Annotated in this window: 17 protein-coding genes; 5 read left to right on the forward strand and 12 right to left on the reverse strand. The window is 48.4% G+C overall.

Annotated features, from left to right (window positions below; genetic code table 11):
* Positions 1-3: 3 nt before the first annotated feature.
* From DEU30_RS09170 to tldD, 3 genes are read left to right on the forward strand one after another with little or no spacing between them, the layout of a single operon-like run.
* Positions 4-3,873, forward strand: coding sequence for a YhdP family protein (locus DEU30_RS09170; RefSeq protein WP_114982055.1), 3,870 nt, complete (start codon positions 4-6; stop codon positions 3,871-3,873).
* A complete protein-coding gene (locus DEU30_RS09175) occupies positions 3,815-4,642 on the forward strand; it encodes a carbon-nitrogen hydrolase family protein (RefSeq protein ID WP_227016355.1) in 828 nt (275 codons plus the stop codon). The genes DEU30_RS09170 and DEU30_RS09175 overlap by 59 nt, the downstream gene beginning before the upstream one ends.
* Positions 4,639-6,060: a metalloprotease TldD gene (gene tldD, locus DEU30_RS09180; protein WP_114982056.1), complete on the forward strand. Its 1,422-nt coding sequence runs from the start codon at positions 4,639-4,641 to the stop codon at positions 6,058-6,060. The genes DEU30_RS09175 and tldD overlap by 4 nt, the downstream gene beginning before the upstream one ends.
* 15 nt (positions 6,061-6,075) lie before the next feature.
* On the opposite strand, the gene yjgA is transcribed toward tldD, so the two are convergent.
* Complete coding sequence (gene yjgA / locus DEU30_RS09185; RefSeq protein WP_011233650.1) at positions 6,076-6,591, reverse strand: ribosome biogenesis factor YjgA; 516 nt, start codon at positions 6,589-6,591, stop codon at positions 6,076-6,078.
* A 54-nt stretch (positions 6,592-6,645) separates the two neighbouring features.
* Here yjgA and pmbA point away from each other — a divergent pair, with 54 nt between their 5' ends.
* Positions 6,646-7,992 carry a metalloprotease PmbA gene (gene pmbA / locus DEU30_RS09190; RefSeq protein ID WP_114982057.1) on the forward strand — a complete coding sequence of 449 codons (1,347 nt, stop codon included), beginning with the start codon at positions 6,646-6,648 and terminating at the stop codon, positions 7,990-7,992.
* A 12-nt stretch (positions 7,993-8,004) separates the two neighbouring features.
* Here pmbA and mgtE read toward each other — a convergent pair whose 3' ends face one another.
* The 11 genes from mgtE to DEU30_RS09245 are packed head-to-tail and all read right to left on the reverse strand — an operon-like array spanning position 8,005 to position 16,079.
* Positions 8,005-9,366 (reverse strand): magnesium transporter, encoded by a 1,362-nt coding sequence (gene mgtE, locus DEU30_RS09195; RefSeq protein ID WP_011233652.1) that lies wholly within the window; start codon positions 9,364-9,366, stop codon positions 8,005-8,007.
* Positions 9,367-9,368: 2 nt separating this feature from the next.
* Positions 9,369-9,644 (reverse strand): HPr family phosphocarrier protein, encoded by a 276-nt coding sequence (locus tag DEU30_RS09200; RefSeq protein ID WP_011233653.1) that lies wholly within the window; start codon positions 9,642-9,644, stop codon positions 9,369-9,371.
* A complete protein-coding gene (rapZ, locus tag DEU30_RS09205) occupies positions 9,637-10,488 on the reverse strand; it encodes an RNase adapter RapZ (RefSeq protein WP_011233654.1) in 852 nt (283 codons plus the stop codon). The genes DEU30_RS09200 and rapZ overlap by 8 nt, the downstream gene beginning before the upstream one ends.
* Complete coding sequence (gene ptsN / locus DEU30_RS09210) at positions 10,479-10,949, reverse strand: PTS IIA-like nitrogen regulatory protein PtsN (RefSeq protein WP_011233655.1); 471 nt, start codon at positions 10,947-10,949, stop codon at positions 10,479-10,481. Before ptsN ends, rapZ begins: the two co-directional genes overlap by 10 nt.
* A 3-nt stretch (positions 10,950-10,952) precedes the next feature.
* The gene (gene hpf / locus DEU30_RS09215; RefSeq protein WP_011233656.1) at positions 10,953-11,240 is read right to left on the reverse strand and encodes a ribosome hibernation promoting factor; all 288 of its coding nucleotides are present in this window, start codon (positions 11,238-11,240) and stop codon (positions 10,953-10,955) included.
* Between the two features lie 27 nt (positions 11,241-11,267).
* On the reverse strand, positions 11,268-12,728 hold the full coding sequence (locus tag DEU30_RS09220) for an RNA polymerase factor sigma-54 (protein ID WP_110013569.1): 1,461 nt from the start codon (positions 12,726-12,728) through the stop codon (positions 11,268-11,270).
* 21 nt (positions 12,729-12,749) lie between these two features.
* Entirely contained in the window at positions 12,750-13,475 is a 726-nt protein-coding gene (gene lptB / locus DEU30_RS09225) for an LPS export ABC transporter ATP-binding protein (protein WP_011233658.1), read from the reverse strand.
* 1 nt (position 13,476) lies between these two features.
* Complete coding sequence (gene lptA, locus DEU30_RS09230) at positions 13,477-14,019, reverse strand: lipopolysaccharide transport periplasmic protein LptA (protein WP_011233659.1); 543 nt, start codon at positions 14,017-14,019, stop codon at positions 13,477-13,479.
* A complete protein-coding gene (lptC, locus tag DEU30_RS09235; protein WP_011233660.1) occupies positions 13,988-14,551 on the reverse strand; it encodes an LPS export ABC transporter periplasmic protein LptC in 564 nt (187 codons plus the stop codon). Before lptC ends, lptA begins: the two co-directional genes overlap by 32 nt.
* Positions 14,548-15,102: a 3-deoxy-manno-octulosonate-8-phosphatase KdsC gene (kdsC, locus tag DEU30_RS09240; RefSeq protein WP_011233661.1), complete on the reverse strand. Its 555-nt coding sequence runs from the start codon at positions 15,100-15,102 to the stop codon at positions 14,548-14,550. Before kdsC ends, lptC begins: the two co-directional genes overlap by 4 nt.
* Positions 15,102-16,079, reverse strand: coding sequence for a KpsF/GutQ family sugar-phosphate isomerase (locus tag DEU30_RS09245; RefSeq protein WP_011233662.1), 978 nt, complete (start codon positions 16,077-16,079; stop codon positions 15,102-15,104). Before DEU30_RS09245 ends, kdsC begins: the two co-directional genes overlap by 1 nt.
* A gap of 156 nt (positions 16,080-16,235) precedes the next feature.
* Here DEU30_RS09245 and DEU30_RS09250 point away from each other — a divergent pair, with 156 nt between their 5' ends.
* The gene (locus DEU30_RS09250) at positions 16,236-16,811 is read left to right on the forward strand and encodes a TetR/AcrR family transcriptional regulator (protein WP_114982058.1); all 576 of its coding nucleotides are present in this window, start codon (positions 16,236-16,238) and stop codon (positions 16,809-16,811) included.
* The last annotated feature ends 36 nt before the right edge of the window (positions 16,812-16,847 follow it).

Consider the following 16,847-nt stretch of genomic DNA (forward strand, 5'->3'; position numbering starts at 1 on the left):
CGCATGCGGACACTGTCGTGGATTTTGAACAAACTCTGGCTAACGCTGGCTATTGTGCTGGTGCTGGTTGCTGTCGGCCTGAGTTTATTGCGTTACAGCCTGCCATACCTGCCCGATTTGACCGAACCCCTTGAAGAGCAACTGGAAGCCCGTTTCCAGCAACCCGTGAGCATTAGTGACTTATCTATGGCCTGGACCCGGGAAGGCCCTTCCATTGTGCTGGATAATTTAGTTTTGCTGGAACGCGAGCAGTCGCCTGTGCAAGTTCGTGTTGGTAAGGTTCATGTGGTACTCGATTTCTGGAAAACTTTACTGGATCAACAGCTCATTGCGCAGCAGTTTATTCTTAATGACGCCCGCATAGCGGTAGATATACGCAAATTCTCGGCAGCTAACGAAGCTGAGAAATTAGATTTAGACTACGTTAACCGCTTATTCCTGCAGCAATTAGAGAAGTTTTCACTGAATAATGGTGAGTTGCTACTGACAAACTTGCGGGGCGTAACGCGAGAAATTGATATTGACCGACTGTCCTGGACCAATGAAGGCAAAAAGCACCAGGGGATTGGCCAATTCCGGATGGAAGACTTTGCGACTAATAGCCTGGATTTCATTATTGATTTGCGCGGTGATCGCTGGTCGGAGTTTAATGGTCAGTTCTATGTTAATTCACAGAACGTTGATATCAGTCCCTGGCTTGAAGAGCAACTGGGCGACATTGACGTACAAGCTTCAAACGTAAACTTTACCGGTTGGCTCGATGTTCGTAATGGTCAATTATTTGAAGGATTAGTTAAGTTAAGAGACAACCGTATTACCTGGTTAGACAATAATTCCGAAGAACTTAACTGGTTGCAGTTACCCGAGGGAGAAATTGTGCTGCGGCCGGAAGAAAATGGCTGGCTACTCAACAGTATGCCAATGACAGTAAATACCTCGGTAGGTCATCTTGAATTACCGCGTATAGCCTGGCAGCAACTGGATGAGATCCACGATATCAGTGTAGATAATATCGCAATTGATGAGGTTACCGGGTTACTACCTCTGCTGCCTTTTAATATATCAGCGGAATCGGTCATGAGCCTGGGGTTAAAGGGTAAGGCCAGTGTGCGCTATCGCCTGCATCCTGTCTCCGGCCAGCAATGGTCTGTAAAAAGCCACAACCTGTCGGCCGACGGAAATGAGCGCTGGCCTGGTTTTAATGGCCTTGATGTCAGTATAAGCAGCTTGTCGAATCACGGTTTGTGGCAAGTAGAAGGTGACAACGTTAGCCTTACGGGAAACAGTCTTTCCGGTAAGCAAGCGTGGGATATTGATACTTTTAATTTGTCCGGCTCCTGGTTGTTACAAGCTGATAACTGGCGGGTAAATTTAGAGCAGCTCCAACTTCGGCGAGACGACTTTCAGCTTACCGGCAGTGGCGGTTTGTCCGGCGACAGTGAAACAACACCACAAATTGACTTATTGCTTTCTACCGCACAGGGCTTTTCTGTCGACACGGCCCGCAAGTTGCTGCCATCAATTATGGGTCAGGGAGTCAAAGACTATCTTTCCGCAGCCTTAGTATCCGGTCGGGCTCGTGGCATGGAATTACTTTGGCGAGGCCCTGTCACTCAGTTTCCGGCGGCGACCAATCAAGGTGTCTTCAATGCGCGGGTGGAGTTCGATGATTTAACCTACCGGTTTCAGCCAGACTGGCTTCCGCTAGCCGATGCTCCGGTAAAGCTCGACTTTTATAACAGAAGCTTGTTCATGTCGACCGATGCAGGGCATATAGAAGATGTGCAGGTAACCCGGGTTGACGCGCAAATTAAGGACTTAGCAGATGCTTCGCAGGGCCTGCAGGTTCAGGCTAGTGTTAGTGGAAAGGGTGAATCGTTGTTACCTGTTTTTGAGCAGTCGCCGCTGGACAGCGTAACCGAAACGCTCATTCAAATTGACCCGAGCGGAGAGGTTTCTGGTTCTTTTCAGTTGGATATCCCCTTAAATAGCTCGCGAGATGTCGATGTCGCTGTTGATGCTCCGTTGGCCGGGTTGTCTTTTAATATTGACGCCATACAACAAGATTTTACGGTTTCTGAAGGTATTCTGAAGATCGACAACAGCAAGGTTAGTACCGAAGGGTTGCGCCTTAACTGGTACGGTATGCCTATACCAACGAAAGTATCGGGAGAGCTAAACGGGGCGGATTACTTACTGAATGTGAATACAACTCTGGACTGGCAAAGCGAACCCTTATTTAAGCAATTGCCTTATCCACAGTGGAAACCGTTTTTCTACGGAGCGGTAAATGGTGAAGCTAATCTCCAGTTAACTTTTAACGCAGACGATGTCGGCGTTGCGTTGGAGTCTCAGTTTGATTTGACCGGTCTTGAGACATCGCTTCCAGCGCCGTTGCAAAAAGATTTTGGAGATAACTGGCAACTGTCGGTTCAGCTCAATGGGACTGGAGAAGAACTGCGTTTACGAGCAAGTATTGACCAGCGCCTTAACTGGGATAGTCGCTGGCAGCCGGGCAGTGGAGGCTGGCAAATGGCCAGACTGGATATTGGTGAAGTGAACTCTGCGAATGAACTGGTTAACGGCTTTGCGATAAACGCACAGCTTCCGCATGCAGATATCGGACGGTGGTACTCAGTACTTTATGCGTTGGCCGGGGATTCAAACGTTGATACTGAAAGTGGTAGTGGGGAAGGGTGGTTGCCCGATTCCATTCGTATTGAGACGCCTCAGTTACAGTGGGGACAGCAGAAATTTGCTCAGGCGGATATCCAGGTGTGGCCAGAAAACTCAGTCTGGCAGGCCCGGGTGGATGCTAAGAATGCGGTGCTAAGCGCGACCATTCCGGAAAGCTTTGTACAGCAAGGGATAACCGTAAGAGCGGATTATTTGGCGTTAAGCAGCAATGTTGAGCTTCCGGAAGCCACCGAGAAGACAGACTGGAATTGGCTCGAGAAAGTACCCGCACTTAACTTTTTCTGTCGCAGTTGTCGTATTGACGAGCATGAGTTAGGCGAAGTTGAGTTAGTACTTGCTCCGCTTGAAGACGGCTTCAGTATAGAAAAAATGGCTCTTAAAAAGGGTAGTGATGAGTTGGCTGTAACAGGTTATTGGCGCTACACAGACGAGCAGGCTTTAAGTGCGCTTTCGGGACGTTTGGAGGCTGGAGACCTTGGTGATTTATTACGTGACTATGGTCTGGAAACGGCAGTAAGAGACAGTGCTGCCGTTATTGACTTTAACTTAAACTGGCGTGACCACTTGTATCAACCAGACTGGAGTTCGCTGAGCGGGGAAGTGGTCTGGGATTTAGAAAAAGGCTATCTGGCCGAAGTGAGTGACGGCGGCGCGCGTATTTTTTCGTTATTGAGCCTGGACAGTATTCTCCGAAAGCTGACTTTAGATTTTCGTGATATTTTTTCGCAGGGAATGTTTTTTACTGACCTAACTGGCAGTGTTCAGATCGAAAACGGTGTTGCGACCACCGAAGATGCAAGATTACTGGGATCCGCAGGAGATATGGATATTCGTGGCTGGACCAATATGAAAACTGGTGAGCTAAATTATAACCTGACCTATGCGCCGAAGGTCACTTCCAGCCTACCGATTATTCTTGCCTGGATGGTAAACCCGCCCAGCGGCCTGGCTGCGTTGTTCATCGACAAAGTACTGCACGATGCGAAAGTGATTTCGCGTCTGCGTTATCAGGTCACCGGTACTATTGATGAACCGGTGGTTGAAGAAATAGAACGTGACAGCCGCCCGGTTGATTTGCCAGAATTGGAAGAGAACTCAACCGATTCAGAGGCAGACGATGACACAAGTGCAACTGACGGCGCTGCAAATGAGCAGTCGCCCGGATCCGCAAGATAATTTAGCCATTGTTGCTAAACTGCTGGAACAACTTCCTGCCGCACGTCCGCAACTGGTGGTGCTGCCTGAAGCCTTTAGTTGCTTCGGTGCCGGTGACCGTGCGCAGTTAGCGATGGCTGAACCTTACAAGGATGGTGAGGTGCAGAAACAGCTGGCTGCCTTAGCGAAAAAGCACGAGGTTTATCTGGTCGGCGGTACACTGCCGGTAGATGCCGGTGAGCGATTCTCCGCGGCATCTATTCTTTTTGGCCCCGATGGCGCTATTCTCAATCGCTACGACAAAATTCATTTGTTTGATGTTGATGTGGCTGATAATACTAAGGAATACCGCGAGTCAAAGTGGACTCAGCCGGGCAGTAATGTGGTAACCACAGAAACGGACTTTGGTGTGGTTGGCATGGCAGTATGTTATGATCTGCGCTTTCCAGAGTTATTCAGAGCATTGCGTCAGGCTGGCTCCCAAATCATTGTTTTACCCTCTGCATTTACTCAGGTTACCGGAAAAGCTCACTGGCATGCGTTGGTTCGCGCCCGCGCCATTGAGCAACAGGTTTTTATCGTGGCACCGGGTCAGGTGGGGGAGCACGCAAATGGTCGTGAAACGTTTGGCCATTCAATTATTGTCAGCCCCTGGGGTGAAATACTGGCAGAACAGGAACTGGATGAAGGTGTTGTTTCTGTCAGCGTTGACGTAGCGGATATTGAATCCATACGAAAACAAATGCCGGTGGCGCAACAAAATCAATTTGAGGTTGTACAAAAGACATGACACTAACTGACTACGAATTGTCACAAGACGACATAAGCAAGGCCTTATCCACGCTATACAGCGGTGATATTGACTTTGCCGATATCTATTTACAACACAGTGTCAACGAGTCGTGGGTGCTGGAAGATGGCATTATTAAAGACGGCGCGTTTCATATTGAAACGGGTATGGGTGTGCGCGCTGTACAGGGCGAGAAAACTGGCTTTGCTTATGCCGATGAGATTACATTAAAAGCGTTACAGCGCACTAGCGAAGCGGCCCGCGGCATAGCGCGTCAGGGGCAAAGCAAAAAGGTTGAAGCCCTGAAGTCGGTGCAGGCTAAGTCGCGCTATGAAGCGCTGAATCCGCTGGATACTTTGTCTGAAGACGAAAAAATTGAATTGCTGAAAAAAGTTGATGCGCACGCGCGGGCACAGGACTCACGTGTAAGCCAGGTGGTGGTTAGTTTGAGCGGCAGTTACGACGAAGTTTTAGTTGCTGCGACAGACGGCACGTTGGCTACTGATAAGCGACCTCTAATTCGTCTGAACTGTTCTGTTATTACCGAGCAAAACGGTCGCCGCGAGCGCGGCAGTGCCGGTGGTGGAGCGCGTGTAGGATACGAGTTTTTCCTTGATGAAGCGTCCGGCAATGCCCGCTGGCAGCGTTTTGCGGAAGAAGCCGTACGTCAAGGACTCGTGAACTTAGAAGCGAAACCTGCACCTGCAGGCAATATGCCTGTGGTACTGGGCTCTGGTTGGCCGGGCGTGCTGCTGCATGAGGCGGTTGGACATGGGCTGGAGGGCGACTTTAACCGTAAAGGCTCGTCTGCCTATTCCGGCAAAATTGGCCAACAGGTGGCTTCACCGCTTTGTACTATCGTCGATGACGGAACTCTGAATGATCGCCGTGGCTCAATGAGTATTGATGACGAAGGCACACCCAGTGGCTATAACGTATTGATAGAAAATGGCGTATTGCGTGGTTACATGCAGGACAAAATGAATGCGCGTCTAATGGGTCAGGCAACCACCGGAAACGGTCGCCGTGAAAGTTTCGCTCACTTACCTATGCCGCGAATGACCAATACGTATATGCTCGCCGGAGAAAGTAGTCCGGAAGACATCATTGGCAGCGTGAAAAAGGGTATTTACGCACCGCAATTTGCCGGTGGTCAGGTCGATATTACTTCCGGACAGTTTGTGTTCTCAGCATCTGAAGCTTATTTAATTGAAGACGGTAAAATTACCACACCGATAAAGGGTGCAACACTTATTGGTAACGGACCAGAAGCTATGGCTCAGGTGTCTATGGTGGGTAACGACCTGTCGCTGGACGAAGGTGTTGGTGTTTGCGGCAAAGACGGGCAGAGTCTACCCGTAGGTGTTGGGCAACCGACGCTGAAACTGGATTCAATGACGGTTGGCGGTACCGAATAAGTGAGTTGCCCGGTATTAACCGAGCAGTTCACGTAAATAAACAAACAGCTGACGGGCAGCGACAGGCGGTTTTTGTTCAGCCCGCTGTTTTTCGGCAAGACGAATAAGCTGACGCAATTTTTGGCGGTCAGCATGAGGGTGCTCTTCAATGAATTCTTGTAGAGCATCGTCGCCTTCATGCAGCAGTTTATCGCGAGTTGTTTCAATCTCGTGAAAAATGGATGTTTGCTGCTGATGCGCATTTTTTAAGTTATTTAAGGCTTGCTCAATAGGCGCGATATCACGTAAGCGCATGAGCTTGCCAATAAATTGAAGCTGGCGTCGGTAGCCTTCGTGCTTGTTACGAATTTTACGGGCAAGTAAAACGGCATCGCGCAGCTCATCATCCAGTGGCATTTTTGCTAACTGGCTGTCAGTTAAATTGACAAGTTGAGTCCCTAGCTCCTGGCGTTCAGCCATTTCGCGTTTTTTTTGGGACTTGCTGACGAAGTCGTCAGATTGTTCAGGATTTTCGGCTGGGCGTTTCGGCATAAGTTCGATTCATTAGCGCTACAAAGCCGTCAGTTTAGCAGTGAGGAGAGTTTTTTGATAGTACAACTGAGTGACTTACAGGTTCAAATGAAGCAGGTAGAAAGTGCTGTTAAAGAAGCACTGCGACTGGCTGAAGCAAAAGGCGTCAGTTCTGCTGAATGCTCAATCAGTCACAGCGCCGGTATTTCGGTCGGGACCCGCCTGGGCGAAGTCGAAACCGTCGAGTTTAATCAGGATGGGGCGCTGGGCATTAGCGTGTATAGAGGCAACCAGAAAGGTTCGGCATCGACTACAGACCTGTCGGAACAGGCCATTAGCGCTGCCGTCGACAAGGCTTGTGATATTGCCCGTTTTACCTCTCCGGATCCATACAATGGTTTGGCTCCGGCCGAATTAATGGCGACCGATGTACCGGATTTAGACTTGTGTCATCCCGGTGACCAGAGCGCAGAGTATGCCATAAAGCAGGCACTGGCTTGTGAGAAACACGCCCTGAACCTGGATGAGCGCATTGTTAACTCAGACGGCGCGCATTACGGCAGCCACACGGGTTTTCGTGTTTATGGGAATAGTCACGGTTTTATTGGCGGTTACTTACAGTCGCGACATAACCTTAGTTGCGTTCTGATAGCCAAAGAGGGCGACAAAATGCAGCGCGACATGAGTTATTCTGTTGCCCGCAAAATGCACGAATTAAAATCTGCCGAGAGTGTTGCCGAAGAGGCCGCCGCAGAAACCTTGTCGCGCTTGGGTGCACGCAAAGTACCAACAGCTAAAGTACCGGTTATTTTCCGGGCTGATGTGGCAGGGAGTTTGTTTGGTCATATGGTCAGTGCTATAAGCGGTGGCAATTTGTACCGCAAATCCAGTTTTCTGCTCGACCATTTAGGCAAGCCGGTGCTGCCAGAATGGCTGAGCATTCAGGAAAAACCACATATTATCGGTGGCCTGGCGAGCTCGCCGTTCGATGCAGAAGGTTTGGCGACAAAGGATAGGGAAATTATTACCGACGGGGTGCTGCAAACCTATCTGTTAACCAGCTATGCTGCACGCAAACTGGATATGCAGCCTACGGGTCACGCAGGTGGTATCCACAACTGGCGAGTGACACAGCAGGACAACTCGTTAGCGCAGTTATGCAAAAAAATGGGTACGGGCTTGCTGGTAACCGAATTGATGGGGCAGGGCGTAAATATGGTCAACGGTGATTACTCACGTGGCGCTGCCGGCTTCTGGGTTGAGAACGGTGAAATTCAGTATCCGGTAGAAGAAGTGACCATTGCCGGTAACTTAAAAGACATGCTGGCGAACATTGTTGCCATAGGGAATGACACCGACGAACGCCATGCGCTGCATACCGGCTCAGTGTTATTAGAGCAAATGAGTATTGCCGGCAATTAAAAAGCCAGGTCTCTAAGACAGTAACAAGGTTGCTGAGCCAAGGAAGGCAAAGATACCGACCACGTCAGTGACAGTCGTCAGAATGACCCCGCCAGCCAGCGCGGGGTCAATATTAAAGCGCTTAAGAACCAGCGGAATGGTCGCACCGGCTAAAGCGGCTGCGACTAGGTTCATCATCATGGCAAAGGCAATAATACCGCCAACCAGCCAGTCTTGCTTCCACAGTGCGACGACTGCCGCAATCAGTACCGACCAGATAATGCCGTTTAAGAAACCAATAGCCAGCTCTTTACCGATAAGCCATCGGGAGTTACTGGTGCCTATGTGTCCCAGAGCCATACCTCGTATGACCAGAGTTAATGTCTGGCTACCGGCTATGCCGCCCATACTGGGTACAATGGTGTTTAAAATAGCCAGTACAGCCATTTGTGCCAGTATGTCTTCAAATAATGAGCTGACCATGGCGGCCAGTAAGGCAGTAACCAGGTTTACCGCCAACCATACGGTACGGCGGCGGGTACTTTTTAATACCGGAGCGAAGGTATCTTCGTCATCTTCCAGACCCGCCATACTCAACATGGAGTGTTGGGCTTCTTCGCGGATAATATCGACCACGTCATCGATGGTAATACGACCTACCAGCTGCTGCTCATTGTCGACGACCGGCGCAGATACCCAGTCATGACGCTCGAACAGTTTTGCGACTTCCGTTTCATCCATAGTCACGGGGATGGTGGTAATGTCGGCCGACATAATTTCGTCAATGCGACGGCTGGGATCAATAGTTAACAACTGGGTTAAAGTAATTTCGCCAATGAGTTTTTCATGGCGATCCACGACGTAGAGTTTATCGGTGGCTTCGGGCAGCTCACCTTTAAGGCGTAAATAACGCAACACAACATCAATAGTGACGTCCGAGCGCAAGGTGATGGTATCGGTGTTCATGATACCACCGGCGCTGTCTTCGGCATATGAGAGCGCGGTTTCCGCACGTTCCCGGTCGCTTTCGTCCATGGACTTCAGAACTTGCTGATAGACTGGCTCAGGTAAGCCCCGCAAAACGTAGGCAAGGTCATCGGTGTCCATGCCTTCGGTGGCCGCCGCAAGATTCTCCGGCGCCATTTGACGAATAATGTCTTTCTGAACCTCTTCGTTCAGTTCTTCAAGAATCTCGCCGTGTTCATCTACGTCAACCAGTTTCCAAACAATGGAACGGCTTTTGGGGGGTGAGGATTCCAACAGCAACGCCACGTCGCATGCCGGCATATTATGCAGCATACGGCGTGCAGCAACGAACATGCCATCGGATAGCGCGGAGTTAACCTCCTGAATGCGCTGCATGGCATATTCTTTGTCGGAAAGCTCTGCAATCATGCTTACTCGTCTTCCTCGAAGCGATCTTCAAACAAAGCACTAACGGCATCCAGTGCTGCTTGTGCGTCTTTTCCTTCGGCACAGACTTCAACAGTTTTTCCCTGTTGACTGGCCAGTAGCATCAGGCACATAACGCTGGCAGCGTTAACGCATTGCTCACCCTGAGTGACAGTAATGTCTGACTCAAATTCCTGCGTTAATTGCGCTAACTTTGTTGCCGCACGTGCGTGCAAGCCTAGTTTATTGCGAATAATTAGCTTTCTGCAAACTTTATCCATGGGTTTTCAGTTCCCGGTGTCTTACCTGAACTTTTACAGCTTTCTGTTCAAAACGCTCGGCTAACTGCTGAGAAATATAAACCGAGCGGTGCTGACCACCGGTACAACCGGTAGCTATGGTCAGGTAGCTTCGATTGCTGCGCTGGAAGTGTGGCAACCAGGTATCAAGAAAGTTTTCTAGCTGATAAATAAATTTAGTCACCAAAGGTTCCTGACGAAAGAAAATCTGCACGTCGGTATCCAGACCGGTAAGCAGCTTAAGCTCGGGTTGCCAGTGCGGATTAGGTAAAATGCGCGCATCAAAGACAAAGTCAGCGTCTTTGGGTAAACCATATTTAAAGCCAAAAGACTGAAACACAATAATCAGCTTTTTATCCGCTCGTCCCAGCACCCGCTCAGTGACCTGTTCGCTTAATTGGTGCAGCGATAAATCACTGCTGTCCAGGCGCCAGGTTGCGCGTTCCATAATGGGTTCAAGCATTTTATGTTCGGCCTGAAGCGCTTCTAGCAGAGGCAGTTCTTTTTGCGATAACGGATGCAGGCGACGAGTCTCGCCAAAACGCTTTAGTAAGGTGTTGTCGTCAGAGTCAATAAACAGAATTTCCGGTTCAACGCCTTTTGGCAAAAAGCTCAGAGAGTCCAGTAGCTCTTCGGAGTGCTCCGGTAAGTTGCGAACATCAATGCTAATGGCTATTTTTTGATACTGCTCTATGACTGCATGCACCAGAGTTGGTAGCAGGCTTATGGGTAAATTATCAACGCAATAAAAGCCTAAGTCCTCCAGTACGCGCAGAGCAATTGTCTTACCTGAGCCGGAGCGACCACTAACAATGATCAGTTGCATGGCGACTGCTCACCTTCGCCCACAAATAATTGATATAACGCTTTATCAGAATCTGCGTGGCGCAGTGCGCGAGTACAGTCTTTGTCGTTCATTCTTCTGGCCACTGTGGCCAATGTTTGTAGATGGTTCTCGTGCTCTGACTCCGGCACCAGAAGCGCGAAGATAATATCGACAGGCTGGTTGTCAATAGAATCGAATTCGATAGGTTCGTCTAAGGTCAGTAATACCGCTACCGGATGATTCGCATTAGGTAAGCGGCCATGAGGAATTGCGATACCTAAGCCAATTCCCGTACTGCCTAAACGCTCACGGTTTAACAGGCTCTCAAAAATGTCATGACGGGTAATGCCAGACAGCTTAGGGGCTACGATTTGACTAATGGTTTCAAGTAGTCGCTTTTTACTTGCGCCCTCGACTGCACACTTGGTGCAGTCGGGGCTTAACAATTCACTCAGTTGCATGGATTAATGTTGTTTCATTTTCTCTTTGTGTTTAATCACCTGACGGTCCAGTTTATTAATTAAACCGTCGATGGCCGCGTACATATCTTCGTGTTTTGCGTCGGCGAAAAGCTCACCGCCATTCACGTGCAGCGTAGCTTCCGCTTTTTGAATCGTTTTTTCAACATTTAGGATGACGTGAACATTAGTTATATGGTCAAAATGTCTTTCCAGCTTGGCAAATTTTGTGTCCACGTAGTCACGCAGAGCTTCGGTAATATCGATGTGATGACCGGTCAAATTAATTTGCATAACGTCTTCCTTCTGCAGTTAACAAAGTTACAAAAGACTTTTGCGTTGGCTCGATGATGGAATGTTTAACGATTCCCGATACTTCGCAATTGTCCTTCTTGCTACTTGGATACCTTGTTCGGCTATCAGTTCAGCAATCTTACTGTCACTTAACGGTTTACTGCGATTTTCAGCAGCGACCATCTTCTTAATTAAAGCACGTATTGCCGTGCTTGAACACTCGCCACCGCCCTCTGTACTGACATGACTTGAGAAAAAATATTTCAACTCAAATACGCCACTTGGGCAGTGTAAGTATTTTTGTGTCGTTACGCGTGAAATCGTACTTTCATGCATATCCACGGCTTCTGCAACATCGTTCAGAACCATTGGCTTCATAGCTTCTTCACCATGCTCAAAAAAGCCCTGTTGGCGTTGTACTATGCAATTGGCCACTTTCAGCAGCGTATCGTTTCTGCTCTCCAGGCTTTTTATGAACCAGCGCGCTTCTTGCGTATGGTTTTTTATGTACTGGCTGTCGGCTACTGACTTTGTTGCTTTACTCAAGGCCGCGTATTCTTCGTTCACTTTTAGTTTAGGTACGCTATCCGGGTTTAATTCGACCATCCAACGACCATTTTTTTTAGTAACGGCCACATCGGGAATAACATATTCAACGGGTTGCTGCGCAACTTGCTCCCCCGGGTGCGGGTGCAACTGTTGAATTAATCGCATAGTCTGACGTAAATCGTCTTCCGATAGCTTCAGTTTACGCTGAATGGTGCGAAAATCGCGACTGCCAAGTAAGTCCATATGTTCAGTCACTAAGCATAGAGCAACCTGCTTGTATTCAGTGTCGTCGCTTAGTTGACGTAATTGAATGGCAAGGCATTCACTGACGCTGCGTGCGCCGACACCTATTGGGTCGAAATGCTGAATACGCTTAAGCACCATGCAGACTTCTTCTGCCTCAACTTCGGGTAGGCGCACAGCTTCGATAATTTCATTAACATCAACCATTAGATAGCCATTGTCGTCTATGGCTTCAATAATGGCTTCAGCTATGGCGGTGTCTTCTTCCGAAAAATGAGAAAGTTGCATTTGCCAAAGCAGGTGATCCTGCAAAGACTCGCTGGTAGAGCCTTGATAGACTTCAAAATCGCCGTCAAAGGATTTACCTGAAGAGGCTGCACCGTTGGCCGGGGTATGACTGGAGTAGGTGTCGTCCCAACTGCTGTCGACCGGCAGTTCGTCAGGCATTTCCTGGGTTTTTATAACGTCGGATGTTTCCCGTTGGCTGTCGTCTCTTTCTTCAATATTGCGAGTTTCGGGTTGGTCCGCGTCGTTACTCGTTTCACCTTCAACCTCCAGCAGCGGGTTGCTGTCTAATGCATCCTGAATTTCTGACTGAAGATCGAGCGAGGAAAGCTGCAGCAGGCGGATAGCCTGTTGGAGTTGTGGCGTCATGGTCAGGTGCTGACCAATTTTTAGCTGCAGACTTTGCTTCATAATGACTGTCCCGGTATCACGTTATAGGGTGAACTGCTCACCGAGGTAAACGTCTCTAACCTGTTGATTCGATAATATACTTTCTGCATCCCCACTGGCAATAAGCTCACCATGACTGACAATATAAGCGTGTTCACAAACAGACAATGTCTCGCGAACGTTGTGATCAGTAATAAGTACACCAATACCACGTTGCTTTAAATGTTCAACAATCTTTTTAATATCAATAACCGAAATAGGGTCAACTCCGGCAAAAGGCTCGTCCAGCAAAATAAACGTAGGTTCTGCGGCTAAGGCTCGGGCAATTTCAACCCGACGACGTTCACCGCCGGACAGACTCATGCCCTGACTGTTTGCTATGTGGCCTATATGAAACTCTTCGAGCAAAGCATCAAGCTGTTCTTCACGCTCGTTGGTTGACAGTTCTTTACGAGTTTCCAGAATAGCCATCAGATTATCGCGCACGGTCAATTTGCGAAAAATGGACGCCTCTTGTGGCAAATACCCAATACCCCGGCGTGCCCGTTCATGCATTGGCAGTAAGGTAAGGTCATTGTCATCCAGCAGAATTTGACCTTTATCGCTATTAACCAAACCGACTATCATATAGAAGGTTGTGGTTTTACCTGCACCGTTGGGGCCCAGTAAACCAATAACCTGCCCCTGACTTACTTCCAAGCTAACGTCTTTAACGACTTGTCGGCTTTTGTAGCTTTTGGCTAAATGTTTGACTCGTAAAGTTGCCATATTAAGGGTTCTCGTTATTTTTTTCGTCGGTATCGGTTTTTGGTTTAGGTGTAAAAATAGTGATAACACGGCTGTCTTCTTCACCTGAACTGCTTGCCGTTACCGTTTGTTTATTCAAATCATAAGTAATCAAACTGCCGCTTGAGCTACTGCTACCTTGAGAGATGCGAGCGTCGCCACTAAGCTCCAGTCGCTGTTCCGACTGAAAATAGGTGATTTTTTTTGCTTCAGCGTTAATTTCATTGCCGTCGTCCAGCGTCTGGCTGTAAGTAGCAGGAGTGCCTTCTGCAATAAAAATATCTGCTTGCTCGGCGCTTTCGCTGGCGGATGCTTCTAGTCGATCGGCGCGGATTAATAAGGTGCCCTGACGAATAATAACGTTGTCCGTTAAAACCAGGCGGTTATTTTTAATATCAAGCTCTTCCTTACTCGACTCAACTTCCATGGGTTTACTAAAGTCAGACTTGCCCTGAGCCATAACCGCTGAGGGTATTAAGGCAACCAGGATCAGTTTACTCAGCAGGCTGGAAAATCGTTTTAACATGTCTTTTTAGCTCCATTCGTTCAGCTTTCAGATCCGCAGTCATACCGTTACCCCGAATTAATAGTCGTGGTCCGTGAATGCTTACAGGATGTTCTGTGCTCATTGACTCATTTTTTAAATCAACAATCAGGTACTCGGTTAACACTTGCTCGATGTGAGTATCCGGCTCTAAAGCAAGTATTTCAACATCATGCTCTAAAATCAGGGTTTGATCGTCGTAGAAAGTGCCTTGCGCGGCACTGACTTCCCAAAGCTCTTCGCCTTGTTCAGAAAAGACCGTGTAAACCGGACGCTTAAGTTCGGTCAGACCAATTTGGTTATAGTGAGACATTTTCTCAGATTTTATCTTGTGAGCCAGTAAACCGTCACTTTCGAAAATACGCGTCTCCAGCCCAAAAGCGGTAAAATCGGGCTGCATAGTGCGTGTTGTCGCCGCGTTGTTACCATCAGCATCATCACTAAAAGGGCGCCAGACAAGCAATAGCCCGGCACCGAATAATAAAATTAGAATGACAGTAACGCGTCGGCTCACACACTGGCTCCTGTAGCCAGGTGCAGTTGCCCTTGACTGAGCATGATTAAATCACAGACTTCGCGCACGGCACCATGTCCACCATGGCAGCGTGAAATATAATCGGCCTGTTGTTGTACCGATGCGTGAGCGTCCTGGACTGCAATCCCCAGACCCGCCGCTTTAATTAAAGCTAAATCGGGGGTGTCGTCTCCAACATAAGCAACTTGCTCCGCGCTAAGGCCTAACTTTGTTAGTAGCTCATCGAAAGCGGCTGTTTTATCGTTCTGTCCCTGATAAATAAAGCCGACATCTAAATGTTCCATACGGTGTTCAACAATGCGTGACGTTCGTCCGGTAATGACTGCCGTTTCAACACCTGATTTTTTCAGTGCTTTCATGCCAAAGCCATCCCGGGTGTGAAACGCTTTCAGTTCCTCACCATCATTGCCTAAGTATATGCGACCGTCGGAAAACACCCCGTCGACATCCAGAACCAGTAGCTTTATTTCGGAAAAACGTTTAAACAGGCTTTTTTCAATGTCGCCGTACCAGGTATTAATACATTCCATCAAAGCACTCCCGCCTGCAGTAAGTCATGCATGTTCATTGCGCCACAAGGCTGTCCATCGTCGTTGGTAATTATCAGCCCATTTATTTTTCGGTCCTGCATGAGTTTTAATGCCTCAGCGGCCAGCATGTCCTCGTTCGCAGTAATACAGGAGCGGGTCATAACTTCAGCTATCGGAGTTTTATGGACATCGATTCGGTTATCCAGAATGCGACGTAAGTCACCGTCTGTAAAAATGCCGGCGAGACGTTGGTTTTCATCAACTATCGCGGTCATACCCAAGCCTTTACGCGACATTTCCAGTAACGCATCACTAATAATAGCGTCAGCTGGAATAACCGGGACACGCTCGCCAGTGTGCATCACATCATGTAACCGTAATAGCAGGCGTTTACCCAGCGAACCGCCGGGGTGTGATAGTGCAAAGTCGTCGGCGGTGAAGCCGCGGGCATTGAGCAGGGCAACCGCCATCGCATCGCCCATGACAAGAGTTGCTGTTGTAGAAGCCGTGGGGGCTAACCCGAGCGGACAGGCCTCTTGTTCAACTGCGATACAAACATGAGTATCAGCCAGTCGGGCAAGAGTGGAGCCTGGTTTGCCAGTCATCGAAATTAAGGGCACGCCCAGACGTTTAATGACCGGAATAATATTCAGCACTTCGGCCGTTTCGCCACTGTTAGATATCGCAATGACCACATCCTGAGCCGCAACCATGCCTAAATCTCCGTGGCTGGCTTCGCCCGGATGTACAAAAAACGCTGGTGTGCCGGTTGAGGCAAGTGTGGCAGCTATTTTCCCGCCAATATGACCGGATTTACCCATGCCGGTGACAATAACGCGGCCTTTGCAATTAAACAGAGTTTGGCAGGCGGCATCGAAATTATCATCCAAATATTGATACAGGCCTTCAATCGCCTTCTTTTCGATATCCAGTACTTGTTCGCCCAGTAGCCGAAAGTTCTGGGTGACTTGTTTCATGGTCATGCCTCTGGCGTTGTACTTTTGCCCTGTATAATACGTCATTCGGTACAACTCTGCCTACCGTACACAGGTAAATCTTGTATTTTATTACAAAAATAATTACTATACCAACCAGACGGTTGATAAAGTAAGTGTAGGTAAAGTGAATACACCATGGTAGAGAAAAAAGGCGCAGGGCGACCCAGCAACAGAGACGTCATTCTGGATGCCGCAGATCAATTGGTCGCTGCCGAGGGTGCAGGGCACCTTACATTTGACGCCTTGAGCCAGACAACGGGCATCAGCAAAGGTGGTTTGCTTTATCATTTCAAGAACAAAGATTGTTTGCTGCAGGCTATGTTAAAACGCCGTGTCGAACGTTATGAAAAACTTCGTGAGCAATATCATCACCAGTTTGCCGATGACCCAAAAGGCGAATTAAAAAGTATTTTACTAGCAGCGCTTGATACGGACGCTGAATGTTCTCGGCTAGGCAGTGGAATGCTGGCTGCCTCTGCGACTAACCCGGAGTTGTTAGGCCCTTTAAAAGAACATATAGCACTGACTTTACAGCGGTTGGAACGTATTGCCGGAAGCAAAGTTGGGAAAACTCTGTTTTACGCGGTTCATGGTGCTCGCTTGTTTGAGCAACTCAACTTGTGTGACGCCTGCGTGCATGAACGTGAAGATTTTGCACAATATTTACTGAAGCTTGTCGATGAATTGACAGAAATAGAATCAATTCGCTGATAAAATTTGCAACACTTTTTCGGTATCAGACTATAC

The organism is Idiomarina sp. 017G (assembly GCF_004362265.1).
Taxonomy (GTDB): Bacteria; Pseudomonadota; Gammaproteobacteria; order Enterobacterales; family Alteromonadaceae; genus Idiomarina; species Idiomarina loihiensis.

Coding starts and splice junctions, on each gene's coding strand:
- yjgA (WP_011233650.1), bottom strand. CDS start 6,591: ATGCCGAAACGCCCAGCCGAAAATCCTGAACAATCTGACGACTTCGTC.
- lptA (WP_011233659.1), bottom strand. CDS start 14,019: ATGTTAAAACGATTTTCCAGCCTGCTGAGTAAACTGATCCTGGTTGCC.
- kdsC (WP_011233661.1), bottom strand. CDS start 15,102: ATGGAATGTATTAATACCTGGTACGGCGACATTGAAAAAAGCCTGTTT.
- DEU30_RS09245 (WP_011233662.1), bottom strand. CDS start 16,079: ATGAAACAAGTCACCCAGAACTTTCGGCTACTGGGCGAACAAGTACTG.
- DEU30_RS09175 (WP_227016355.1), top strand. CDS start 3,815: ATGACACAAGTGCAACTGACGGCGCTGCAAATGAGCAGTCGCCCGGAT.
- DEU30_RS09250 (WP_114982058.1), top strand. CDS start 16,236: ATGGTAGAGAAAAAAGGCGCAGGGCGACCCAGCAACAGAGACGTCATT.
- rapZ (WP_011233654.1), bottom strand. CDS start 10,488: ATGCAACTGATCATTGTTAGTGGTCGCTCCGGCTCAGGTAAGACAATT.
- ptsN (WP_011233655.1), bottom strand. CDS start 10,949: ATGCAACTGAGTGAATTGTTAAGCCCCGACTGCACCAAGTGTGCAGTC.
- DEU30_RS09200 (WP_011233653.1), bottom strand. CDS start 9,644: ATGGATAAAGTTTGCAGAAAGCTAATTATTCGCAATAAACTAGGCTTG.
- tldD (WP_114982056.1), top strand. CDS start 4,639: ATGACACTAACTGACTACGAATTGTCACAAGACGACATAAGCAAGGCC.
- hpf (WP_011233656.1), bottom strand. CDS start 11,240: ATGCAAATTAATTTGACCGGTCATCACATCGATATTACCGAAGCTCTG.
- lptB (WP_011233658.1), bottom strand. CDS start 13,475: ATGGCAACTTTACGAGTCAAACATTTAGCCAAAAGCTACAAAAGCCGA.
- DEU30_RS09170 (WP_114982055.1), top strand. CDS start 4: ATGCGGACACTGTCGTGGATTTTGAACAAACTCTGGCTAACGCTGGCT.
- DEU30_RS09220 (WP_110013569.1), bottom strand. CDS start 12,728: ATGAAGCAAAGTCTGCAGCTAAAAATTGGTCAGCACCTGACCATGACG.
- mgtE (WP_011233652.1), bottom strand. CDS start 9,366: ATGATTGCAGAGCTTTCCGACAAAGAATATGCCATGCAGCGCATTCAG.